The organism is Streptomyces sp. NPDC093795 (assembly GCF_044764665.1).
In the GTDB taxonomy this organism is placed as follows: Bacteria; Actinomycetota; Actinomycetes; order Streptomycetales; family Streptomycetaceae; genus Streptomyces.
On the sequence record NZ_JBIWIO010000008.1, the window covers coordinates 212,345 to 237,664 of the forward strand.

9 protein-coding genes and 2 pseudogenes are annotated in these 25,320 nt (G+C 67.4%); 6 read left to right on the forward strand and 5 right to left on the reverse strand.

Annotated features, from left to right (window positions below):
- Positions 1 to 585: 585 nt before the first annotated feature.
- Positions 586 to 774: pseudogene (locus ACIRB7_RS22555) on the forward strand (DNA methyltransferase); the annotation flags it as partial.
- A gap of 187 nt (positions 775 to 961) precedes the next feature.
- Here the strand turns inward: ACIRB7_RS22555 and ACIRB7_RS22560 are convergent.
- The 5 genes from ACIRB7_RS22560 to ACIRB7_RS22580 all read right to left on the reverse strand — a co-directional run bounded on the left by ACIRB7_RS22560 (position 962) and on the right by ACIRB7_RS22580 (position 20,184).
- Positions 962 to 3,289: a UvrD-helicase domain-containing protein gene (locus ACIRB7_RS22560; protein ID WP_403601455.1), complete on the reverse strand. Its 2,328-nt coding sequence runs from the start codon at positions 3,287 to 3,289 to the stop codon at positions 962 to 964.
- Entirely contained in the window at positions 3,289 to 10,137 is a 6,849-nt protein-coding gene (locus ACIRB7_RS22565; protein WP_403601457.1) for a DEAD/DEAH box helicase, read from the reverse strand. The genes ACIRB7_RS22560 and ACIRB7_RS22565 overlap by 1 nt, the downstream gene beginning before the upstream one ends.
- Positions 10,134 to 15,689 (reverse strand): hypothetical protein, encoded by a 5,556-nt coding sequence (locus tag ACIRB7_RS22570; protein WP_403601459.1) that lies wholly within the window; start codon positions 15,687 to 15,689, stop codon positions 10,134 to 10,136. Before ACIRB7_RS22570 ends, ACIRB7_RS22565 begins: the two co-directional genes overlap by 4 nt.
- Positions 15,689 to 18,853 carry an SNF2-related protein gene (locus ACIRB7_RS22575; protein WP_403601461.1) on the reverse strand — a complete coding sequence of 1,055 codons (3,165 nt, stop codon included), beginning with the start codon at positions 18,851 to 18,853 and terminating at the stop codon, positions 15,689 to 15,691. The genes ACIRB7_RS22570 and ACIRB7_RS22575 overlap by 1 nt, the downstream gene beginning before the upstream one ends.
- Positions 18,854 to 18,996: 143 nt before the next feature.
- Positions 18,997 to 20,184: a serine/threonine-protein kinase gene (locus ACIRB7_RS22580; RefSeq protein WP_403601464.1), complete on the reverse strand. Its 1,188-nt coding sequence runs from the start codon at positions 20,182 to 20,184 to the stop codon at positions 18,997 to 18,999.
- 398 nt (positions 20,185 to 20,582) lie between these two features.
- On the opposite strand from ACIRB7_RS22580, the gene ACIRB7_RS22585 reads away from it, so the two are divergent.
- From ACIRB7_RS22585 to ACIRB7_RS22605, 5 genes and pseudogenes are all read left to right on the forward strand, one after another.
- Positions 20,583 to 21,101, forward strand: coding sequence for a hypothetical protein (locus ACIRB7_RS22585; RefSeq protein WP_403601467.1), 519 nt, complete (start codon positions 20,583 to 20,585; stop codon positions 21,099 to 21,101).
- A gap of 314 nt (positions 21,102 to 21,415) precedes the next feature.
- Complete coding sequence (locus tag ACIRB7_RS22590) at positions 21,416 to 23,509, forward strand: DUF262 domain-containing protein (RefSeq protein WP_403601470.1); 2,094 nt, start codon at positions 21,416 to 21,418, stop codon at positions 23,507 to 23,509.
- Positions 23,510 to 23,615: 106 nt separating this feature from the next.
- On the forward strand, positions 23,616 to 24,401 hold the full coding sequence (locus ACIRB7_RS22595) for a hypothetical protein (RefSeq protein WP_403601472.1): 786 nt from the start codon (positions 23,616 to 23,618) through the stop codon (positions 24,399 to 24,401).
- Between the two features lie 165 nt (positions 24,402 to 24,566).
- Positions 24,567 to 24,803, forward strand: coding sequence for a hypothetical protein (locus ACIRB7_RS22600; protein ID WP_403601475.1), 237 nt, complete (start codon positions 24,567 to 24,569; stop codon positions 24,801 to 24,803).
- Between the two features lie 28 nt (positions 24,804 to 24,831).
- A pseudogene (locus ACIRB7_RS22605) lies at positions 24,832 to 25,083 on the forward strand (transposase family protein); the annotation flags it as partial.
- Positions 25,084 to 25,320 lie beyond the last annotated feature (237 nt).

Below are 25,320 nucleotides of genomic sequence, written 5' to 3' on the forward strand. Positions count from 1 at the left end.
ATATCGGTGTCCTGTTGCTCTCCTGCGAAGACACGGAGCGCGAGACGACCTTCACCGCCGACTGGGCCAGGAAGGCCGTCGCCGAGGTCGCCGCCTACTTCCACGCCCAGTCGGGCGGCCGCGTCACCCTCACCGTCGAGGTGAAGGACTGGCAGGTGGCCCCCTTCGCCCCGGCGAAGTGGCACGAGCTGGGCATGGGCGCGACCCAGGCGGTCGCCGACGAGCTGGGCTTCTCCCTTGCCTCGTACGACCACGTCGTCACCGTGATCGACGAGCCGGATTCCAGCGGCGGCACGACTCCCGGCTCCCTCACCCACATCGCGGCCGTCGACTTCAGCCCGGCGGGCCTCTGCCACGAACTCGGCCACCGCTTCAAGGCGCACGACGACGCCTGGGGCGAGGTCGCTGGCGTCCTGACGCGGTACGAGAACCCCTGGTGCGTGATGGGGTGGCTCGGCCACACGTACACCGTGCCCGCGCTCGGAGGTACGGGGACCGCCGACCTCGACCAGGCCGGCCCCGGCATGTGCGTGCCCAATCTCCTCCGCACCGGCTGGCTCGTCCCCGAGGCTGGGGACGTGCTCACTCTGCCCCGAAGCTGGCGTCGTCCTCGACCCGTTCACCGGCAGCGGCTCCACGGGCGTCGCGGCCCTGCGCGAGGGACGCCGCTTCGTGGGCGTCGAGCTGTCCTCGTACCACGCAGACGTTGCCGAGCAGCGCCTTCACGCGGAGCTGACGAAGGACGCCTTCACTCTGGCTGGACCGGAGGCATGAGCATCAGACCAACCAGGCCGAAGTCGACGGAGCGCGACGCAGAGGGACGGCTAGGGAAGCGGCTCGAAGACTCCAGCTGACTCGTCCAGCCAAGGACCTCCGGTTCAGCACCACGCGATGCAGAGCCCTGTAGGACGGTCATGAGGCACAGCCTTTGCGCCCCCGCCGGGCAGGCCTTCGTCTTTCACTATTGGGAAATATATGGGCTCGACGTCCCGTGCCAGCTGATGCGGAGGGTGTCTCGGGCGCGGGTGGCGGCGACGAAGAGGAGGGAGCGGGCCTTGCGTTCCTCGCGGGCGTAGCGCAGGGGGTCGGATTCGCGGTAGCGGTCGATGACTGCGGTGCGGGGGATGATACCGTCGCGGGCGCCCACGATGGCGAGCTTTTGGTATTCGAGGCCCTTGAAGCGGTGCGTGGTGCCGACGTGGACTTCGCCGTCGCCCTTGACGCCGTCCTTGGTGAGTTCGGCTACGGTGATGCCGGCCTCGGTGGCGAGGTAGTACATGACCTGGTTGACGGAGTCGCGGTCGGCGACGCAGACGGCGATGTTGCCGCGGGGGTCGCGGCGCGGCTTGTTGCCGCCGTCGCCAGAGGTGAGTTCCTCACGCCAGGCGTGGAGGGTGGCGGCGAGTTGGGTGAGTTCGTCGTCCCAGGTATCGCAGGGGGCGAGTTCGGGGACGGGGCCGCGAAGGACGGAGCGGTAGCCGGCGAGAGTGTCGGTGCCGTCGTCGAGGTCGTCGTAGGCGGGGGCGTTGCCCTTGGCGTCGACGACCTGCATCGCGCGGGCGAGGATCTCCTTGGTGGTGCGGTAGCTGAGGGTGAGGCGGGAGGAGCGGCCCCGGATGTTGACGCCGACGGCGCCGAGGGTGACCTGCTGGTCGTAGATGCGCTGGTAGGTGTCGCCGGCGATGAACATGTCGTCGGGTCCGGGGGCGACCATGGCGCGGAGCATCTTCCAGTGGGCAGGGCGCAGATCCTGGGCCTCGTCGACGACGACGTGCTGGTAGCGGTGGGCGATGTAGCGCATGCCGGAACTGTCGTCGCGGTGGATGAGGTCTTTGCCGCCGACCTCGTCCTTACGGTCCTGCCGGGCCTTGATCTTGGCGGCGCGTTCCATCTCGAAGCGGGCCGCGCGTTCGGCGGCCTGGCCCCAGGTCTCGCGGTTCTCCTTGTCGAGGCGGGCGGTGAACTGCTCGAGGATCTTCCAGATCTGGGCGCGTTCGGGGCGGGTGACGGACCGGCCGCGGCCTGCGCGGCGGGCCTCGAAGTACGCCTTGCGGTTGCCGAGCGACTGGCCGAGGATCACCTGTTCCCATTCCTCGTAGAGGAACTCGGGCTCCCAGCGCTTCTCGTCGAGTTCGAACAGGAGGCGTTGGAGGATGCCGATCGCGACGCTGTCGTAGATGCGCTGCTTGCCGGTGCCGCTGAGTGAGTTCTCGTTGAGGACGCGGGCCGCGAGCTTGTCGATGTTGGTGATTTCGACGCGGGCGACGAGGTCGGGTTCGAGGAGGGAGGAGAGGCGCGCGCGGAGGTCGACTGTGAGGTTGGTGGTGAAGGTGGTGAGCAGGATGGGCTTGTTGTGGCCGGGAGGGAGCTGCTGGGCCAGGTGTTTGACCCGATGGAGGGCGACGATCGTCTTGCCGGTTCCAGGGCCGCCTGAGACCCGGGCGGGACCGTTGTAACGGCGGTCGACGAGCTTGGCCTGGGCGGGGTGGAGGAAGACCTTCCAGGCCCGGAAGTCGCCTTCTTCCAGCACGACGCGGAGGTCGTCGTCGATGGTGGTGACGGTGGTGCGGGCCAGCGCCGCGCCGAGGTCGTCACGTTCGGTGTCGGCGAGTTCGACCTCGACGGGGGCCGTGATCTCGCGCCGGACCTCGTCGATGGACATCCCGGCGGCCAGGCCGTAGAGGATGTCCTTGGTCAGGAGCGGGGCGCCGGAGACCAGCTGGTCGAGCTCGCCGCTCTCGGTGACGGCGAGTGCGAGCTCGATGAGCTGTGCCGCGACGCCGAGCGACCGCAGGTCCTCGCCGGTGATCCCGGAGAGGAGCGGTGCGACGGGCTCTACCGCGACCGACTCGTGAACCTCCGGGGTCGGTGCCGGCTGCTGGAGCTCGGCCTCGGGCGTCGGGTCGACCGGGGTGAGGGTGACGCCGGCGCGCTGCAGCACGCTCTGCCCGACGACGGACAGGTCGACGAACTCGATCTCACCGGTGACGCGGTTGATCGCGACGGAGAGTTCTTCGTAGACGTGCTTGCGGTGGCGTACCGCGACGACGAGCCACCGCTCCTGGCCGTGCTCGTCCACGCCGGCCTTGGCGAGGAGGGCCCGGTAGGACTGGTCGATCTTCGCGCGGAAGACCCGTCCGTCGCCCTTGAGGGGCTTGAGATCGAGGCCGGGGTGGTCGGGGTTCTGCCGGAATCGGTGGCAGAAGTCGTAGAACTTTCCCTTGACCGAGCGGTCGAGCTTGTACAGCTCTTGTTCGGCCTTTTCGTACAGGCTGAGCCGGGCGGTCATCAGGAGTTGGAGCCTTCCGTGTCGGGGAGGAGTGTCAGGAGGGTGTCGAGGTGGTCGAGCCAGTCGGCGGCGGTACGTACGGTCCAGCCGTCGGCGGCGTATGCCTCGTCGCGTTTGCGGCGCTCTTCCTCGGCTTGGGATCCGTGTGGGTCCGGGGCCACGACGACGGCGATCTTGATCTGGGAATCGGTCCAGGCGAAGTCCGTCTGCCAGCCCCGTTCGCCCAGTTCGTATCCGAAGACAGGGGCCTTCTTGCCCTTGGCGGCGATTTTCTTGGCCAGCCGGGTGAGGTCGGATTCCGGTTCGTCCTCTTCCAGGAGTTCGATGATGTCCTCGTCCCAGGTCCGGTCCCGCAGGACGCCGGCGACCATCTTCTCCAGGGAGGATTCCTCCGTCGATTCGGCGTCGGCCGCACCAGCGAGCACCGCGGTGCGGCTGTCCACCACCGAACTCACCTCGTCGGAAGCCGGGTTCCGCTGAACGATCAGCGATTCGAGTTCGCCGACGCCGCCGCCGATGGTGAGGACCTCCACCGGGTAGTCGGCGGCCTGGCTGCTCGCGAGCTGGATGCCGTCGCCGCCGGCGAAGGCCAGGAACTGCAGCAGGTTCGACCAGTACAGCCAGGACCGCCACATCAGCTTGTGTTCGGCGGTGCCCAGGCTCGCGGTGCGGTCGTCGAGTACGGCGATGGCACTCCAACCCGGCTCCTGACCGGAGGCATCCACGGTGTAGATCAGCGGCAGCCCGCTTTCGTCCACGGCGTGCAGGACGAGGATCTCTCCGTCGCCTTCCCCGGCTTCCGGCCCCGGCGCCTCACCGCGGCCGAGGGCGGTGAGAGCGGCCCGTACGGCTTCGCGTGCCTGGCCTCGGTCGGCCTGCTGTACGAGTGGCTCCGGCGTGCTCATCAACCCGCCGACCAGTGCCTTGGCCCGCCGCCCCCATGCGGTACGGGAGGGCTGGCGCAGGTAGGCGAGGAGCGTGTCGATGGGGTTGGCGAACACAGCGGCCGAGTAGTGGGCGCGGTCGCCGCCCAGCTCCTCGTACCACTCCTTGGCGGTGTCCTGGCCGATGCGCCGATAAGGCGGCCACACCGGCTGTGCCTTGGCGGCGTCGCCTTTTTCGAAGAGCTCCAGGTCGTCCCAGGTGATCTGGAAGACGATGTGTCCGTCGGCCCGCAGCTGGTTGCGCTTGGTGCAGTCGGGCGCGATCCGATTGTGCTTGCGGCTCGCGTGGTACCTGTGGCCGTCGAGGTAGACGGTGACGAGTCGGCGGGGGCCGTCGGTGGATTCAAAGGTGAAGTCGGTGCGGGTGTGCTCCATGTTGCGCTGGGCGATGAGCCGCCAGCCGGTCGAGCGTACGGACTCGGTATCGGCGGCCTCTCCCGCACCGGCCGTGGGACCGGTGAAGCGGAGGTATCCGCTGTTCGTTCCACTCTCGTCGAGTGCGGCGTCGTCCTGGTTCTCGCTCCACTTGCGTAGGGCGGTCAGGAAGCGGGCCTCCAGGTCGGACTCGACCTGTTTGTCCAGGCCGATCAGTTCTGTGGACGCCACCTTGGTGACCGCCCACCCGTCGACGGGGTTACCGTCGGCGTCGCGCAGCGGCTCGCCGTTCTCGTCGACCGGGCCGAGGAGGTCGCCGAGGATCTCCAGGGCCTCGTGGCGTGAGACGACGTCCTGGTGGCGTTCCTCGGTGTAGCGGTGCAGGCATCGGTGGCAGGCCCGCAGTCCCTCGTCCTGACAGGGGCAGGCGAGGAGCGCGGCACGGGCCTTGAGGAGCATTTCCTTGAAGTCGCCGGGGTCGGTCAGCCGGTCCAGATATCCGGTGCCGCCGGGGAGCCGGTCGAAGAGGACCAGGAAGTGGCGCTTCTCGCCGGTGGCCTGGTCGGGCATCCGGGCCAGCGTGGTGTCCAGGTGCGCGGGGTCGCCGCCGAACTGCCGGTCGACGCCGAGCCGCAGTGCGGCCTTGAAGGAGTAGATCTTCTCCTCGACGAGCACGGTGGCCGCCGGCAGGAGCACCCGCAGCGCCTCGGTGTTCAGCTGGTGGGCGAGGAGCACCGGCTGCTGGGGCACGGTAGCGGCCTTCTTCCCACGCCGCAGCGGGCACCACGGCTGGTGGTGCTTTACCTTCGGGTTGTGGGCGGCCGAGGAGTCCAAGGCGTCGATGGCGTGGTCGAAGACCGGTTTACCGTCGGCGGTCGCCGCCCCGCACGCGGTGCACACGTGGAACGGGGCCATGCGGACGTCCTGCCCGGCGAGCTCGTCCTCGGTCTGGCTGTCGAACCGCATCGGACCGACGTTGATGCGGCGGATTACCGCCTTGCGGCAGTAGTCGACGCCGAAGGTGTGGTGGGCGTGCCGCCAGGACGCGCCGTGCTTGATCTCCTCCCGGGGGATGTCCACCGCGTCGATGACGGTGTAGTAGCGCTGTTCCCGGTCGTCCTTGTCGTCGCCGATACGGGCGTCCTCGCGCTTGTCGCGGGAGGTGACGGTCGTGGGCTCGATGACCTGGTGCAGGCAGGAACCGTCGTCCGCGATCCCGGCGCTGCCGCAGCGCGGGCATGGCGAGCGGTCGTCTATGGCGTCCTCGGTACGGACGTAGCCGCACTCCTGGCAGAACCGCCAGGCCTTCCAGTCCGGCTGAGAGGGGCTGCCGATGTCGATGCCGGTGATCTCGTGCTTGTAGCCGTTGACGTAGAACGTGTTGCCGGGGGCGAGTTCGGACAGGGCGTAGCGCCGGGGCCGATCGTAGGAGCGGATCTTGGAGTCGAACCGGTCCCGGCCGGTGTTCGGATCCATACCGTCGACCCAGTACAGCGTCGCGTTGAGGGTGGTGACGGAGTCGATGAGCGCGTAGTTAGGCAGCAGTCCGAGATCACACAGGGCCTGCTGGGCGGTGATGAGCCCGAGCTTGCTCAAGCGCTTGCCGAGCGCCCGGTGTTCGGCGTCGAGTTCGGCCTTACGGTCGCGCTGTTCGTCCTCGGTGTCGTGGAGTTCGTCGCGGGCCTCCGCGATGTACCGCAGTCGCCGCCGCAGCACCTCCTCGGCGTGGAGCCACTGTCGCTCGGCCCGCTCCACCGCGCTGCGCAGCCCACGCCCGGCGAAGGCCCGCAGGTCGTCGGCGGCCTGCTCATTGACGCCGACGGGAAACAGGTCCAGGAACCCCTCGACCAGGTTCGAGGCGTCCGCGAGCGCCGCTTCGACGAGATCGGCGAGGTATCCGGACGGGCCGAAGAGGGCCGGGGCCTCCCGTACGACTGCGGGCAGCGGACGGCCGTCAGTGCGCGACAGCCGGCCCCGCGCGGCGAGGTCGAGGAGGTGTGCGAGGTACTGGCGGCGCAGGATCTCGATGGCCGACAGGTGACTGCCCGGCGGCACGATCTGCCCGGCGATCATCTCGCGCGGCTGCTCCAGGTAGTACAAATCTCGGCAGCTGCGGTCGGGGATGGTCAGCAGGAACGCGTTTCCGGTACGTCGCCCGGCCCGGCCCACCTGCTGGGCGTAGTTGGCAGCGCGCCTGGGCAGCGCGGCGAGCACGACGGCCGACAGGTCGCCGATGTCGATGCCCATTTCGAGCGTCGGCGTACAGGACAGCAGGTTGGGATCCTTGAACCCGCTGCCGTCCTTGAACGCCGCCTCGACCCCCTCCCGCTCCGGCCGGGTCAGCATGCCCGTGTGCTCAGCCGTGATGACCTGGTACGTGCCCGCCTTCCGGTACAGCCTGCGGTAGTAGTCCTCGCGGTAGTTACGGTCCCGCTGGTGCTTGCCGAGCCCCTCGGGTCGGTCGCCCGCGACGAGGAGGCCGGTGCGGCAGCGGTAGGACGGGCAGCGCTGCCCGTCCCACTGTGCGAGCAGACCGGGGTGGACGGTCTGCTCCCAGAAGCAGTCCGGGCAGCGGACAAACGCCTCGTTCACCTCGGCGTCCTTCAACAGCTGTACGTCGATCGCGCCCGGCTTCAAACCGTAGACGCGCAGGCTGCTGTCGGTCGGAGTGCGCACCGAGAGCAGGCCCGCCTCGACCAGCGCGGGCAGGAGCCGTGACCAGAACTCCGCGGCCTGCTCTCGCGGCAGCCCGAGCGTGCGCTGTGCCCACCGCTCGTACCAGGAGAGACGGCCGGTCGCGAAGTCGAACTCGCTCTTCGTCTTGGGGGCGCTGAGCAGGAACACCGGGGCCGCGATGCCCTTGGGGAAGGCGCGCATGCCGGGAGGCCGCTTGCCCCAGATGAAGTACCGGCTGGTACCGGCCTCCGAGAGGTACCCCTCCAGCCACTTGTGACCGATCGCGCCACGGGTCCGCAGCCGCTCCAGGAAGATCCGCAGGAACCCGAGGTAGCGGGCGTCGTCCTGCTCGATGACCGGCAGCCCGCCGCCGCGCCCGTACGGCTCGGTGTGCGCGGCTTTGACCAGGGCGATCGCGGAGGCAGGGTCCTCGATGCGCACGTGGGCGGCGGCGGTGCGGGTGAGTTCCAGAGTACGGCCGTTGCGGGAGCGGAAGCCGAACTCCATCAGCGCCTCGAACGCGAAGCGCTCGCCGATCAGCTCCCAGGTCTTCTTGTCCCCGCCTCGCCCCTGACCGGACAGGAGCCGCTTGACGCCCTTGAAGTCGTGCAGGTCGGTGGGGACGACGGCGGCAAGGGTCTCGCGGTCGGTGGTCGCCGCGACCACGTCGGCGATCAGGTCGTGCAGCGCGGTCGGCGCCTCCTCCGACAGATGCTTCTTGAACAGTGCGCGCAGGGAGAAGGTATACGAGCGGCTGGCCACGAAACCGGCCCGGTGTGCGGCATCCTGCACCGAGTCGTTGAACATCAGGGTCTTGTCCTCACCCTGCGCCCTATCCATCTCGCCGCCGGTGAACAACTGGGTGACCGAGGCCGCGGCGAGGGCGGCGGCACCGGTACCGAGGAAGCGGATCGCGTTGTGCGAACCGCAGGCCGGGCACCAGTCGTCCTCGGCGGCGGTGGTCGCGGTGTCCCCGAGGTAGACGAGGACGAACGCCGAGTCGGAGCCCGCCAGCCGGGGCGCGCCGGTCTCCTGGTCGTAGTCCTCGACCGGATCGGGCAGCCGCAGGCGGCGCTTCGGCCCGTCCAGTACACGCAACTGCCCGGCATTGGTGGCCACGAGGGCGGTGCCACCCCGGCCCGCACCGCGCCCGGCCTCGTCCATCGGGGCGGCACCGGAGCCCTCCTGGGCCTCCTTCTCGGTGGCCGCTATCAGGTTCCGGACCCGCATCTTGTCCTGGCTGACCGAGGCACGCCGGATCTTGTGCGTGTCGACCTGTACGTCCGCGTCGTCGGTCTCCGGGGAGAACACCGCCCAGCCCGAACGCCCGCAGTCACGGCAGTAGACAGCGGGCAGAAACAGGTTCGCGGCCGCGCCCGCGGTCGCCGTCGTCACCGGGGCGGTGCGGGCCGGCTGCTCGCCCGAGTGGTGGGCGGAACCGGCAGAGTCCCACTGGAACTCGGCCTTGGGCCACGGCAGCACACCCCGCACGACCCGCGACACCGACCGCGCCCACTGATGCACCTCGACCTGCACGAAAGGACGCGGCCGCTCGGGCGTGGAGGCCGGATCACGAGCCACCGAGAGCAGCGCCAGGAGCCGGGCGAGGGCGGACGCCGCCACCTCCGGCTGGCGGGTGATCGCCTGCCCCCAGGAGAACGCGCCTCGCCGCCACATCAGGTCCAGCACCTCGGGCACGGTCCGCACCTGCCCGTCCAGAGCGTGCATCACCGCCGAGGTCAGCATGTGCTTCTTCAGCAGGCCGCCGAGCACGAGCGGGTCGGTCTCGCGGGTGCCGGTGACAGCCTCGACGAGCGCGAGGAACTCCTCCTCGCCTAGCGAGGGGTCAGGGAGGGTGGCCAACTCGTCCGGGACCGGGATCGGCAGCATCGGATCGAAGCCGCTCGGCGGCACGAACTCGTCCACTGTCTGCCGGTGTTCCCCGACGATCGAGGACATGTCGAACTCCGTGCCGAACACCTGCGTCGCGACGTCGAGCAGCTGGCGGAACCCGTCCTGGTCCGTGCTGTCGGAGGCGAGCGTTGCCGAGGTCGCCACCGGGCAGATCCGCCCCAGCGGACGGCCCTTCTCCGCCACCCCGACTGCCGAGGCGAGGCGCCGCAGGAGCATCCCGACGTCCGTGCCCTGCGCACCGTCGTAGGTGTGGAACTCGTCCACGACCACGTACCGGATGTCCGCATCCGCCCACAGCGGGGCGTCCTGGGCCCGCTGAAGCAGCAGGTCGAGCATCTTGTAGTTCGTGATCAGGATGTCGGGCGGCGAGACCTGCATGTCCGAGCGGCGTGTGTACACCCGGTCGTAGTGCGTCGCCGCCTTGTCGCCGATGTAGAGCCCGGCCCTCACCTTCTTCAACGCCTCGTGCTCACAAAGGAGTTCGTTGATGCGCTGGGCCTGGTCGGTGGCGAGCGCGTTCATCGGGTAGAGGAATACGGCCTTGACCCCGGCCCGGCCGGCCGCCCGCTCGCGGGCGCAGTGGTCGAGTACGGGATAGAGGAACGACTCCGTCTTACCGGAGCCGGTACCGGTCGTCACCAGCGTGGGCTTCGGCGTACGGCCACCCGCCGAGGACAGCCGCTCGAAGGCTTTCGCCTGATGCGCGTACGGTGTCCAGCCGTCGGTTCGTCGCCAGTCCAGAGACCTGGTCCATGACGCGTCGGCTGAGACGAAGGGCGTACGGAGGCGAAGAAATGGCCCCCGGAACATCCCGGAGTTCTCGTCCCCCAGGAACCGGTGCAGCGCCTGCCGCGCGCCCTCGTCGGTCAGCGCGTACGTGGTGGACAGGTACTGCAGCAGGCTCTCCTTGAGCCCCTGCGCCTCGAGCGTCGGCCTCACGGCTTGGGCACCTCCTGCGTGACCGGGTCCCACTTACCGGCCTCGACGGCGGCGTCGAGACGCTTCTGGAAGTAGGCGTGGGCCTCGCGCATCTCGGTCTCACGGTCAGCCTTATAGAAGGGGGCGGTGTAGCCGTCGGGGACGGGGGTCGTGGCGGGGTCGGCCTGGTACTTCTCGAAGGCCTTCCAGTGGTCGCTGGTCTGACCGTGGCCGAAGGTGTACCGATTCCCGGCGATCTTGCGCTCGGCGGAGTCGAACCAGGTGACCGAATCGAAGTCCTGCATGATCGGGAAGCGGGCCCGGTACATGGTGACGAGCGTGTCCGCGTCGATCCCGAGCCAGACGGCCACGAGCGCGTCAATCTCCACGAGTGCGGCCCGGCGGGCGTACTCGGTGCGGAGAGGGGTGTCGCGCTGCCAGGCGGGGGTGACGGCGTGAAGTTCGGTCGTCATATGCGGCCAGGTGCGGGCCCAAGGCTCGTAGTCGGACGAGGCGGCCAGGGCGGGCCTGCGGAGCTCCTGCCAAAGGTCAGCGTAGGCGGTGGTGAGGCAGTTGAGGCGGAGGGTTCGGAGGAGGAGGGCGGGGGCTAGGGGGTGCACGGGATTAGGCACCGGCATCCTTCGTGCGGGTGAAGGTTGCAGATGCTTCGTCCCTGTAATGCGGAGCATGTAGTCAATTGGTAGCGACGACCAAAATCCGCTTGTCAAACATGTCGCAAGAACGCCCCGAAGTTCCGCGCTGTAGATGGTGAGTACATGGCTTGCGCCTGGTGGAATGATGGATGCGTAGAGACTCCGTTCGGTATCCATGGCAATCCATTCACGCCAGGCGAGGCGATAAAACTTCGAACATTTTGCGATATTGCCATCGGTGCGCACCAGATCCTTATCCGTAACCTCCCAGTCCTCTTGTTCGGCTAGGTACGTGTCCAGAGGCGACACCCGCAAAAATTCTGACTCTGGGATGTAGTCATCTGGAATTTCCTGCGGGTTGATACCGCGAAGCTCCCCTACACCGTGACTTGGCTGCTTAAAAAGAGGGTTGCCTGCACCTAGCTGCGGGCCTTGAAGGATTACCTCATCCCAGGCGGTGGTCTTGAAGTCTTCGCGACCGTCTCGTCCCGTGTTGTAGTCGATGAGCGGAGAGTTTTTATTGGGTCCGTAGATTGCCTTTTTCGCCGTCGTTTCGTTGAAGCCCTCGCTAAGTTGCGGACGAACGGAACCGAGGCGAATCGGGTAGGCGGCAAGGGTCTCGATCGCCGCGTCCTCGGCTGTGCTGACTGGTGTCAGTAGCGGCGCCTGGGAGACTGGGATGTTATCTCCGGACAGCCTCTTCCACCGAGTGAGGGTATCGGTTGTAACGCGAATGACCCGACTCCTGTGGGGTCGCTCGTCCCAATCTCCTCCGTATTTTACGCCGGGTGTATCGCCCTCACCGCTATGGTTGTGAGAGTGGCGCAGTGCGTCTACCGAGAACAGCCATGCCAGATGAGAAAAATCGACTTCGCTACTTTCGCCATAGATGTGGACGCCAAAATGGCTAGACCTTCCTACGGGTGATGGAAAGAATCGGTTTCCTGCATTAACGAAATCGCCGTGAACGCGCAACCGTCGGTAGGCCTCCTCTCTGAGCTCAACAGCCTTGTTACCGCTCAGATGCGCGTCACGATGAACAAGTCCTGCGGACCCCTGGGCGGGAGTGTGATCCCAAACTCGACACATGAAAGCCCAGTAGAGGTCTGGCTGGCTTCCCGCGATCAGTGGATAGGTCGAGCTGGCGCCAAGATAGTGAGCCATGGCGGCAGTGGAAGTGAGCTCACCAAGGACATAGCGGCTCACTTTTTTCTGCGCCAAAACTGCTGTGCGTCGAAGCTGCTTCTCTACCGTTGGCTGCTTCTCCGTCAGCATGAACCAGGGTTCGAACTCCGCGATGACAGAGTTCTCCTTCCACTCCGGCCGCACCCACGGCGGATTCCCCACCTGAAGGTCGAAGCCGCCACCCTCGGCAAAGGCCAGCGCGAAATCCAACTCCCAGTGCAGGAAGCCCTGGTCCTCCGCGATGTCACGGACCGCACCCATCCAGGGAAAGCGCGCTTCAGGCTCCCACTGGTCCATGTCCATCTCTGTCTCGTCCTGGATGAGCTGCTCGTACTCGCTGAGTTCCTCCAGGGTGTTGAGGGAGCCGATGAGCGAGCCGGCGTCCGGGACCGGGCCACGTCCGAGCATGGCCTCCAGGAAGTCCAACCAGTCGTCGAGGTCCTTCAGCGCGATGAGCGGGCGACGGGCGGGGCGGGACTGGTCAGGAGCCGGCTGCTTCCTGGTCTTCACCGTCGTCTTCGACGGGCCGACCTCCTTGACCTCCACGTGGACCACACCGTTGGAGGACGCCTCGATGTCGGACATCGAGATCTGGTCGCCCTTCATAGCGAAGAGCATGGTGTTCTCCACGAAGCGCGGCGCGCTCGTGGGCATGGGCGGGGACGGAGGCGGGGTCACCCCGGCCTCAGCCGCCGACGTGCCCTCGGGAGGCGGCACCGCATCGGCCGGTACCACCTTCGCGGACATCGCCTCGATCAGGTCGCCGATACTGCCGGCGCCCTCACCCCCCACCACCGGGGCACCCGCATACGCGTCGTCCGTTCCGTCAAGGAGCCCCGCCTTCCCCACCGGCCAGAACCACAGCGCGCACCACGCGTCCATGACGCGCTTGATCCGCCAGTACGGGGTCCCCGCCGCGCGGAACAGGTCCGCGTACACCTTTTCCTTCGACATCCGGACGGCGGTGGCATCCGAACCACCCCCATCGTCCTCGGACCGCCGCAGGAAGGCGAACTCCTCGTCCTTCGTGTCAGCGCCCCACACGTCGATACTGCGGGCGATCTCCCGCTCCGACAGCTCCATCCGCTTCACGACCAGCGACCACAGGAACTCCGCCCGCTGCGCCGCATCCCGCAGCCGCGTGTACTGCGAGGCCGCCTCGTCGCCGGACTTCCGGTCGAGGACCGGCTCGCCGGTCTTCTTGTTCAGGCGCCGTGCCGGTGTCTTCAGGATCCCCTTCTTCCACTCCGCGAGATCCTTCACCCCGCCCTCGGCCAGCTGCACGAGCAGCTTCTTCGCGTCGCCACTCGCGCCCGTGATTGCCGCCCACCCCGGTGTCGGCAGCAGGAACTGGTGTACCGCTCCGTCCGGCAGCGGCTGCTCGGCCCCGTCCTTCAGGAACGGCAGCGGTTCCGGCGCGAGCGGCTTGGCGTTGAGCCAGGGGGCCTTGCCCTTCAGCGGGGCCACGTCCCCCGCCGCGTACACGGCGCGCCGCCCGCCGATGAGCGAGTTGCCGCGCCGCAGGTGCAGCCCGAACCATGGGGCCCGCATCCCGGGGTGCATGGTGTTCAGCCACATCGAGACCTCGGCCAGCTCGACGCCGGTCGCGTTGAGGTCAACACCGTAGGCGTTGTGCAGGGCGATGTACGCCTTGGCCTTCTGCTTCTCCGTCAGCGCGTCGCCCGTCGGCACGGAGACACCCAGCTCGTCCTGCCGACGCCGCAGGTACTCCTCGGCGACCTGGTTGATCGCCTCGTTGAGGAACGCCCCCGAGCCCAGCGCGGGCTCACAGATCCGGTACTTGAGGAGCTCCGAGGCGCGCGTCTTCACGACGTTTCCGTCGGCGTCCCGCTCTTGGTCGAGACGGTGCTTGAGCGCCAGCTCGACCGTGACCTTCGTCAGCGACTCGGGCGTGTAGTACGAGGCGGACGTCTCCCGGTCACGGCCGGCCAGGCGGTACACGAACCGCCCCGGCGGGTACTTCTTCGGGCCGCGCAGCCCCTTCACCGCGTCCCGGTCGTCGTACGTCACCCAGGTGTTCTCGGGGTACTCCTTGAGTCGCTGCGAGGGCACCAGCCAGGAGCCCTTCGCCGGGTCGCCGCCCTTGGCGACCTCGCACAACTCTTCCTCGGCGATGATGCCGGTGTACGACATCAGCCCCTCGTACACGGCGCCGAGCTGGTTGATGCCGAGGTTCCGGTAGGAGATGAACCCGGCCCGGCCCCCGGCCCGTTCGGCCTTCTTCAGGGTCAGCAGACGCAGCACCTCGTGCAGGGCGCCGTTTCGCGGTCGCAGGTCCAGCCAGACCGGCTCGCTGTCCTCGTCGCTGCGCGGGTCACGCGTCTCGTTGCCGATGAGCCGGACGGAGTCACGTTCGAAGAGCTCGCTGCGCAAGGGCTCGAAGCGCAGTCCACGGTCCTCGCTCCGATACTTCGCCTTGCGTCGCCGGGTGTCCTCGTCGTCGCCGGGCAGGTCGTCGTTCGGCTCGGTGCCATAGGGCCGGTAACCGTTGTTGACCTTCTTGAAGAGGACGTCCAGCGAGGCGTGCAGATGGAATCCGTTACGAGCTGTCTCCTCGGTCAACAGTTCGTCGCGCTCCACCAGTTCACGCAGGCGCGCCATCGAGTAGCCGGCCTCGTAGGAGCCGTCGTCGGCGGGCAGGATGCCCAATTCGGGACGGGCCTCGGCGTACAGCAAGAACAAAATGCGGTAGAGGTAGCGCAGCGACTCCCGGGTGAGCTGCCGGGCGAACGTCAGGTCCGGGCGCTCGATGTCGCGCGGGTCGAGATCGGACTCATCCAGGCGTTCGAGCACCGCGTTGGCGATGATCTCGACGGACTTCTGGAGCCCTTCGCGAAGCTCTCCGGAGACGCCGACCGCGTTGTCGCGGGAAGCTTTGACCAGCGCGTCGATGGCCGGCGGTTTGCCGTCCTCGGCCGGTGCGAGTACGTCGTGGCTGAACAGGCCCGCGATCGTGGCGAGTTCGCCGTACTGACGGCGATCGTTGCGCTCCAGGGCGGCGTCGAGGTTTGCGGATAGGTAGCGGCCCTCGCCCCAGGCATGCCGGTCGGCGAGGACGATGACGCCGCCGCACAGGAGCAGTACGAATCGCGGGGCCGCGCCACCCTCCTCACGCAGCTCGCTCTGGAACAACCAGGTGGCGAGCGCCTGCCCGGTCTCGTAACTCTCACCGCTGCCCGCCCGCAGCGGGTGGAGCAGGCGGCCGTACCCGTCCGCGTCGAGCGCCGTGTCGTTGCTCGCCGACCAGCCGCAGTCCAGGGCTACGATGCCGTCGCTGTGCCAGGCCACGGTCACCTCGTGCTCGCGCCCGGCGCGGTGCACGATCAGGGTCCGTGCGGCGGGTTCCGCTGAGACGGAGGGGAAGCCGAGCGCAGCGAGGACCTGCCGGTGCCAGTCCTGAACGCGCTCGCACCACTCCGCGTCACCGTAGGTGTTGAGGCGGGCCTCGAAGGCCGCGGCTTCCGGGTACTCGTCATCCTGCTCGTCGGCCTTGGCCTGCTCGGCGAAGAAGCCACGGTACTTCTCGTCCAGGTACGTCGAGCGCAGTGCCCGCACTGACTCGCGCGGCGTGGGGCGCGGGTCGTGCTCGTCGCTCTCTCGGTTGGCCCAGGCGGCGAAAACGCCCTTCTTGAGGCCTTCGCCGAGCTGCTCGGCGAAGTAGAACGCGGACAGGTACTCGCCGCGGTTGGAGAAGGAGTCGAAGTCGGTACTCATCAGGCGATCGTCTCTCCGGCAACAGGCGCAGCGGATACATCGGTGACGCCAGCAGGCGTCGCGGACAGCGGTTCAAGGACGCCGAGCAGGCGCAGCATCGGTGCTCCGGAGGTCCGCAACGACCGGATCATGGACTTGCGACGGCTCGCCGTGAGGTTCACGTCCTGCTTGGCCTTCTGCGAGCGGGTCGAGGCGGCGAAGAGGGCGTCCTGCTGCCACTGGGCGACCCGCTTCTCGTACGGGGCGAGCACCGCGTCGATCGCCTCCTTGTACTCCGCCGCCCGGTCGGTGAGGAACACGGTCGCCGCGTCGACGGCCGCCGGCACCAGCGTCTGGAGCCCTTCCCGGTCGACGGGGGTGGCGCGTCCGGGCATCTTCGGGCCGACACTGCACGCGGCGAGGAAGGCGTCGTCGATCCGCAGGACGCGCGGTGCGGTGGGCAGGCCGACGACGGCCATCCACTCCACGACGGTAGGACGGCCCACCGCGTTGGAGTAGATGCCCTGGACCAGATACACCGGACCGGCCAGGTCGGCCGGTAGCTGCTCGTCCAGCTTCCCGGCCGCTTCGAGATCGGGGGCGAAAGCGAGAACGAACGCCTCGTCGTGGCGCAGGGCGGCAAGGGCCTTGTCGGTCACCCAGTCCAGGACGGGATGGACGTCCGACACGTAACTGACGTTGGGCCACTGACTCTCGGTGGTCTCCCGGGCGACCTCAAGACGCTTGGCCGCGAGCCCCTTGTCGAAGGTGAGCCGCAGCCGGCCCTCCTTCTTGGCGGTCGGCAGGATGCCCTGGTCGGTCAGGTACGACTTGGGCAGCGACTTCAGCCGATACACCAGGTCCGGCGGCGGTTCGAAGGCGACTGTGCCGTCGTCCTCACGGCGCAGCTTGAGCACGTTCTCCGGCTTGTCGGGGAAGTACGTCTGGCGCAACGCCTCGTTGAAGTAGGCGGCCGTGGAACCCGACGTGCCGAACAGGCTCGGCACCGTGGCGACAGGCACGCCATCGGTCGGCTTCTTGGCACCGACATTGCCCATCAGCCGGCCGAGCATCGCCTTCGCGCCGCCGCTGGACTTCTTGATGGACTCCTCGACCGTCCGCCCGGAGATCAAGTCTCGCGTCAGGCGGTCTTCTTCCTCCTTTGCCCGGTAGATACCGGTGACGGCCTCCGCCGAGCCCTCGATCCGGTGCGCCTCCTCCTCACGGGCCAGGAGCTTGGAGCCCACCAGGCGGTCGTCCAGATGGAGCGGCTCGCCCTTCTCACCCGTGCGCCACTCCACATCGGCGGTGAGGACCATGGCCCGGAACTGGGGGGCCTTGCTCTGTCCGTAACGGTCGATACGGCCGTTACGCTGCTCGATGCGGATCAGCGACCAGGGAAGGTCGTAGTGAATCAACTGGTGGCACTGCTGGTGCAGGTTGACGCCTTCGGAGGCGACATCGCCGGTGAACAGGATGCGGACCGGGTCGGTTTTCAGCCCGAACTTGGAGACGATGTCCTTCTGCTCGTCCTCGTTGCTGGCCTCGCCGTGCATGACCTGGACCGCGCCGCCGTAGGCCAGCCAAGGCTTCGCCTCCGCCACGGACTCCTCGAGCTTGGTCCCGGTTCGGAAACCAAGCCTGGACGGGACCACTTCGGCGAGCCACTTCAAGGTGGGGATGCGCTCCGAGAAGACCACGACCCGCATGTCCGACCCGGGACCCACACCGATCTCCTTCAGCTCGCGCACCAGGGCATCGAGCTTCGCGGAGTCGTTGTCGCCGATGTCGGCGGCAAGGCGCTCCAGCTGCACGATGGCCTCGCGCTCGATACGGCGCTCGGCCTCGCGGGCCGCCGGATCCTGCCCCCTCCTGACCTTGAGGGGAGCCTCCAGGACCTTCCGCCGCGCCGCGACCGAGTCCTGGAAGGCCCGGTGCGAGGACAGGAACGACTTCAGCAGGTTGTAGGCCACCATCGTGTCCGCGCACACCGAGGAAGCGGCTGGATCGCGCGGTGTCCATCGCGCGGCGAGCTCCTCCAGGACCGCCCGCTCTTTCGGCCCGGCCTCGCAGACCACCGGCCGGGACGGGCCGCGGTCGGCCCACTTGCCCTTGAGGGAGTCACGGACCTCGCGGTCGGTCTTGGTCCGCCGGATGTACAGGTGGCCGAGGTCCTTCACCTCGTACTCCGACGTGTTCGCGATCGCCGTCTTGTCCAGCATCCGGATCAGCTCGGCGAAGGACTCCGTCGCGCCGTTGTGCGGGGTCGCGGAGGCGAGGATCAGCGCGTCGGTGTGATCGGCCAGGGCACGGGCGAGATCGTTGTTCTTGGTGCCCCGGTTGACCAGGTTGTGTGACTCGTCGATGACCACCGCGTCCCAGTGGGAGTTCTCCAGGTGGTGGGCGTAGACGTCGCTCTTCAAGGTGTCCACGGAGATGATCGCGCGCTTGAAGTACGCGAACGGGTTGCGGCCGGCCGGGATGTCCCGCTGGATGCGCTGGATACCGGTGGAGTCCAGGCGGACCAACGGGATGGAGAAGCGGGTCCACAGCTCGCGCTGGAACTGCTCCAGGACGTGCGCCGGAGTGACCACCAGGATGCGCTCGCCGCGCCCGCGCCGGATGAGCTCGGCGAGCAGGATGCCGATCTCCAGGGTCTTGCCCAGCCCCACCACGTCGGCGATCAGAACCCGCGGCTGCGGGTTCTCTTTGGACAAGGCCAGCTCGGCAGGGCGCAGCTGGTGGGTCTGCTGGTCCATGAGGAAGTTGTCGGCCAGCGCGAGACCGTGCTCGGTCTGCGGGAGCGCGGTCTTGCGGATGACCGCCTCCAGGTAGAGGCGGGCCTTGCGGTGGTTCGGGGAGTCGTCCGGGACCAGGAGAGTTTTCTTCGGGTCGAGGGCCTCGATGTAGTCGAGCTTGTCGTAGAAGACGGCGTCGGTCCCGCGGACGAAGGAGGAGACTCCGGTCGCCTCGACCATCCAGTCCTCGTCACCCACCGGCGTGACGGTTTTGACCAGCCATTGCTCGTCCCGGACCCGGACCTGCGCGCCCGGCGCGTACTTGGCCTGGCGGGTCAGGGAGGCGGCCCCCGTGGGGCCGGGAACGGCGGAGTCCACTGCTTCATCCGCAGCGTCCTCCGTGTCGAACGCGCCCTGACCGTCACCGGTCTCCGTCACGCTGGTCACGTACCGCTCCATTCCTTCATACTGCTGTTTCGCATGCGCTCCGGAGAAGCCCGGAGGTGAGATACGGCGACTCGATCATCCGCCGTTGTTTTACCGCAGTGCACTGACATTGCCTCCGGCTGACGATGCGCCTGATGGGCGAGCTACAGCCCGGACTGCATCGCGTACCGCTTTCGCAAGTCCTCGGAAACCGTCAGAGAGGCTGGCTTCCGACCTCGCCTCGGCTTCTGGGTCGGCGGCTCCGGATCGGGAGTTTTCTCGGCTCCCCGCACGATTTCTTTCGTGAGATCTGCAGGCGCCTCAGCGCCGGAGTCTTCTGAGACCGGGAGGGGACGGTCGAGCGGGCTGTCGTGGTCGTCCTCGTCCGCAGTGCCGGTCTCGCCGACCGGGGCCGCGAATTGTTCGATGCGTTCCCACACCGAGGAGGACGGGCCATTGTTCTGCGCCGCGCGGGCACTGTCCTCGGAGGAAGCCGTCGCCTTTACCAGTGCATGGCGGGCTTGTGCCGCAGACAACCCCGCATCCTCTACGAGCGCCACACACTGCCGGGTCACCTCGGTCAGCATGGGACGGTCGGCCGGCGCGTACGCGAGCATGGCTGTGATCAGCGGGAGGAGGGCATCAGGCAGCCCGGCCAGATTCGGGGACTGCTCCTCGTCCGCTACCTGAGTGGCAATTCCGAGCCAGTCCGCGCCCTCGTACGGGTAGTGGCCGGTCGCCGCATAGAGCAGCACTGTGCCGAGCCCGTACACATCGGCAGGTTCTTTCGGCTTGGTGCGGGCGAGCGCTTGTTCGGGAGGTATGCACCGAATGGTGCCGATGATCATCCCGGCTTGCGTCAGGTTGTCCTTGTCAGCGTCAACGAAGGCCCCGAGACCGAAATCGATCAGTATCGGACCGTACTCGCTGAGCATGACGTTCTGCGGTTTGAGGTCGCGGTGGAGCAGGCCCACCTTATGAACTGCTTCGAGCCCCTCGGCGAGCAGCGCGCCGAGGCTGGCGACGAGCGGGGTAGGGAGCGTGCCCCGGCCCTGTACCTGCTCCTGAACCGTATGTCCTGGGACGTACTCGACGGCCATCCAGGGCTGCTCGGCGTACGGGTCGGCATCGAGGAAGCGTGCCACTCGGTTCGTACCCACGACCGTTCGCGCGATGAGCGCTTCCTTCTCGAATCGGGCGCGCGTGGCCTGGTCGAGGCGATCCCGTCGGATCACCTTCACCGCGACCGGGTCCCCGCCGGGCGAATAGGCCAGATAGACCTCTCCCATGCCCCCCGAGCCCAGCTCGCGCTCGACCACGTAGCGGCCGATCTGCGCGGGCACCTCTGCCATGTTCTCTGCGTCACCCTCTCGCGACCGCGTCACCGTGTTGCACCATCCCCGAAGGTCACCCTATCCCTGCGGCTACGGGAACAGGGCGGGTTTCTGGTCCTTGACGTGCGCAGACGTCAAGGGCGGACGAGTTGGCCCGACGGGAGACAGCCAACGTACTTACGAAGCAGGTCGGCGGACGCCGTCCGCTCGCGCAGGTCCAGCCGCGGTGAGGGTGTCGCTATGGGGCTCGGTGAGGCCGCTGCGGCCGTTGAAGGCCAGGCGCTGCTCGGCGTCCCAGCGAAGGCGGTACGCGTCTGACAGAACTAGCTCCGCAGTGCCGTGTGCTGCCGGTAACGTCGTCCGTATCGTCAGCGGCGGCCCGCGTGCGGCCGAAGTGTAAGAGGGGGCGCTGAGCCATGGGGAAATCAGCACGGGTGTTGGGCGAGAAGTTTGGCCGAACGGCTCGAGAAATGAATGCGCTCCTCAAGGAGTACGGCTATCTGGACGGAAACCCCGGCGCTTATGGGCTCACCGAGAAGGGGCAGCAGTACGCGAAGGAGCAATACCATTCACGCGGTACGGGCGGGTACGCTCAGTACAACCGGAACTGGGAAACTCGTACCTGGAGCGAGGAGACGGTAGCGGCACTTAGGGCCGATATGGAAGCGAATTCCGGTGGCTTCGGCGACGGAGGGTCTCCCGCTGAAGAAGAGGCCATTTTCGATCCCGAGCCCATCGTGGACGACAGCGGTAATGGTGGCGACGATGACCCTCAGCTCAGTTGGAAAGAGTTGGCCATCGGCGGGGCCGTAGTAGGCGCCATTCTCGTCGCTCCTCATGTCAGGCCTTTCTGGGACAACAAGGTGAAACCTGTTGCGAAGAAGCTGCGGGACAGATTGGCGAAACAGGAGGCCATCGAGCCCACAGAGTCCTGACGCTCATTCGTGCTGGGCTGCCCAGGGTGGCGACGACCCATGTCGCACGCTGTGGCCGTGCGCGGGCAGGATGGTGGCCCGAGTGCCGGTTGGTCAACGCGAGTGTCGGCATCCATCCAGGCCGGGAGGTTGCGTGTGATCTGCGCGATCTCGAGCCGGACACGGTTGTGCGCGGTGGGCTTCAGGGGCAGCTTTCGTAGGTCGGTGGAGCGGGCGGGCCACTGGTTGCGGGGTTGACGCTAGTCCCTGAATCGGCCGAGAGGACCTCAATGGCAGGTACTCGGCTCGTGTACCAGCCCCTATTGGAGGACAGTGTGGAAGCGAAATCGATGACCCTGCGCGATTTGTTCGGGCCGGACCGGCGACTCGTCGTGCCGGTCTTCCAGAGGCCGTACGTCTGGACGGAGGACCGGAACTGGCGCCCGCTGTGGGAGGACGTCACCGCTCTGGTCCACCAAAGAATGGCGGATGAGGAAGTTCATCCGCACTTTCTTGGTGCGGTCGTGCTGGATCAGTTGCTGACACTCACGGGGTCGATGCCTGCCAGACAGGTCATCGACGGACAGCAGAGGCTGACAACACTTCAGGTTCTCCTTGCTGCGGTCCGCGATGTCGCACGGGAGCTCGATGTCCAGGACAGGTACGTACGTGCGCTCGTCAAACTGACCGCCAACGACGACGACATGACCGACGACCCGCATGCTGCCTACAAGGTGTGGCCTACCAACATTGACCGTGACTCGTTCCGCATGGTCATGGACGGTCGGCTCCGGCGGCCCGTCGACGTCGCATTCCCCGTCACTCCGGGCGCCTCGGCGATCGTCCAGGCGTACTGGTTCTTTCGCAACCGCACGGTCGAGTGGGCACAAGAGTTGAACTACGAAAGCAGGCTGGACAAGGGCTTTGATGCCTTGGTGCGCGTGCTTCGTGACAAGTTCGAGTTGGTCGTTATCGATCTCAAGCCCGAGGATAACGCCCAGGTCATCTTCGAGGCTCTGAATGACCGAGGCACCCCGTTGCAGGCCTCCGACCTGGTCAAGAACCTGGTCTTCCAGCAGGCGGAGGAGCAAGGGCTCCCGGTGGAGGAGCTGTACAGGGACCTGTGGGCGCAGCTGGAGACGCCCGACTGGCGCAAGGAGGTGCGGCAGGGAAGGCTGAAGCGTCCTCGCCTGGACGTCTTCCTCATGCAGTACCTGACGGGTGAACTCGCCGAGGAGGTGATGGCTCCCGAGCTCTTCCTGACCTTTCGCAGGTACGTCAAGGCCGCTGATATGGGCCTGGTCAATCTGATGGGGCGCCTGGTGGAGCGGGCAGGTGCCTACCGGCGGCTGACGGCCGAGGAACAGCCGCTGACACCGGAAGGCCGCTTTCTGCGCACTGTTGGTGTTCTGGACGCCAACACCGTGATGCCCGTGATCCTGTGGCTGGTGAGCCGTTTCGACGAGGACGACCGGGCTGGGGCGGTGGCCACCCTGGACTCCTACCTGGTGCGACGCACCGTCTGCCGGCTGACGACGAAGAACTACAACCGGCTCTTCCTGGAGCTGCTCAAGGAGCTGAAGGCGAAGGACGACCCGTCGGTCGTGGCGGACTTTCTGCTCCGGCAGGAAACCGACTCCGGGTTCTGGCCCCGCGATCGCGATATCCGAGAGGTCTTTCGGTCCCAGCCGTTGTACAAGCAACTCACGCGGACCCGAATGCGGCTGCTGCTGGCCGAGTTGGAGGACTCGCTGTATTCGGGCAGGACCGAGCGACAGGTTCACAACGGGGAGTTGACGATCGAGCACCTACTGCCCCAGGCCTGGGAAGAACACTGGCCGCTCCCCGAAGGCGGAGGCCGCGGAAGCGTCGAGGCTCATGAGCGCAGGCAGTCCCTCCTCCACACCGTGGGAAACCTGACACTGCTGACCGGCAGACTGAACACATCGGTTTCCAATGGTCCCTGGGAGCGCAAGAGATCCGACATCCTCGTGCACAGTGCACTTTCGTTGAACCGTTCCCTGCCTGCTCAGTGGGACGAGGAGACCATCCTGGCCCGGGCGGACCATCTGTCCGAGGCGTTCTCCCGCCGCTGGCAACGCCCGGATGGAGGCGCGCCCGCCTTCTCAGTTGCAGGCTTCCCGGCACCCCGGCTGGGGGCGAGGGAGGCTACCCCCGTCGATAGGCCGGCGACGGTTCAGATGCCCCGGTCCCGGCGCGATGTCGCCCGCCACATGCGAGAGGCCTTCGCCGGTCTCCCGGTCGGGAGCGTCCTGGCGGTTTCCCAGATAGTGGCGATCCCCACGAGCCAGTACGAGGCTGGGGAGATCAGTCCCGGCGCTGTGGCCGCCAGACTTCGTGCTGACAACGTTCCTGGTATCCGGGCCGTACCTGGTTCCAGCCCACTTTCCGCCCGCAAGACCAGCTGAACCGTCCCGCACTTGTGCGGGGTGCACTTCCTCGGGACAGAATCCGCCACGAACTGGTGATGCCTGCTGTCACGGCGAACTGGTGGAACCAAAGGAGAGGGTTCGGATGGGGTGGCGAGAGGGTGCCGGGGAACTGGACGCGCGGATGCTTGAGCGTCCACTTCCTTCGGATGCAGTGGGAAAGCTGGGAGCCTGGCTGGCCGGAGACGGGGCGCCGTACGCGGACGGGACCGGCGAGCACGCCGTTGGCTACATCCCGGGGGCCTGGGCCGGCATCCGGCCGTGGCCCTCGGGGTTGGCTGAGCAAGTCGGACGTAAGCCAACTTTGCTGAGCCGGGCGCAGGTGCTGGCGGTGGCCCGGACTGGGGCAGCAACGGCGAGCTGGACCGAGACACTCGTCGCCAGCTACGTCTGGGGACAGGGTGACATCGGCTACGGGGCCCACCGGCTGGGTGAGATCCTGCGCCCAGCGCCGGTTGAGGCGGTGCTTGCACAGGCTATTGCGCTGCTGGCGACCGATGGAGCCGTGGCGGGCTACCGCAGGCTGAGCGGCGCGATCGCAGGCCTTGGACCGGCGTTCTTTACCAAGTTCCTCTACTTCGCCGGCGGCGCCGTAGTGGATGCGCCGGGGCCGCGCCCGCTCATCCTCGACCAGCGCATAGCTCGTGTCTTGCGCGCGTACACGACACAACTGGGGGAGAAGATCGGGCTTGAGGAACCCGCGAAGCTTGCTGCCTGGCTGTGGAGCGACGGAGGGTGGACCCCGCACCGCTACGACGTGTACCTGAGATGGGCACACGGCGCTACCGACCAGCTGGCCGGGTCCACGCACTGGCCGCTCGCTCCCGACGTACTGGAATTGGCACTGTTCAGCGGCACATGGACCCCGTAGAAGGCTCCCCCTCGGGCCGTCCGCCGATTCGGCGGCACCGCGTCCGCTGCCCCTTTGGGTCCAGCCCCCATGGCCAATACTCCCGGACCGCCGCCACGAGGACGCCTGCCGCCAGTTAGCGAGGAATTCCGCTCCGAGATGGGAAAGTTGCGCATGAGGCAGTCGATGGGACGTATCGGCTCTTGTTGCGATAACGCTGCTGCGGAAAGCTGGTTCGCCGTCCTCAAAGCAGGGATCGGAACCATCGCCTGGGAGACCCGCGAGGCCGCCCGGGCCGACGTCTTCCGCTACATCGAGGTCGAGTACAACCGCAGCCCACTGCGTCGGCACCCCGACCACGGATACGTCATCCCGCTCGAAACGAGAACCCTGCTCAGGCAGAACCTCACCCCCGCAGCGTAAGCATTCGCAGTTCACGGTCAGCTTTCGCGTGCTTGCCTACCCGTCCGGCATCGATCTGCTCAGCCGCACCCTGCACCACCTCTCGGGTCTCCTCGCAGGCCACCGCCGCCAAATCGGCTCCCGGTGACGTCGCCTGTCCTGCGGTCGGCAGGCCCTGCTCGTCCTGGCACGCCTGCGCTGCGGCGACACCTGCGCCCGCCTCGCAGCAGGCTTCCGCATCGGGGTTGCCACGACCTACCGCTACATGTGCGAGGCCCTAAACCTCCTGGCCGGCCTCGCGTGACAGGCGCTGCGGCTTGGCAGCCCGTTCCTGCTGCTTGGCCTCCCGGCGCTTCGCTCCGAAGCCCTGCGCCTTCTTCTCGCAGTCAGGGTGTACCGGCTTGCCCCGGGCTAGAGCCCTCTTCCCGGCTGACCCACACCTTGCCCTCGATCGAGGCCTCGCGCATCGCACGCACCGCCAGCCCACGCCGCCGCGACGCCAGCGTCGTCTTGCGAGCCGACTTCGCCGCCCGGACCT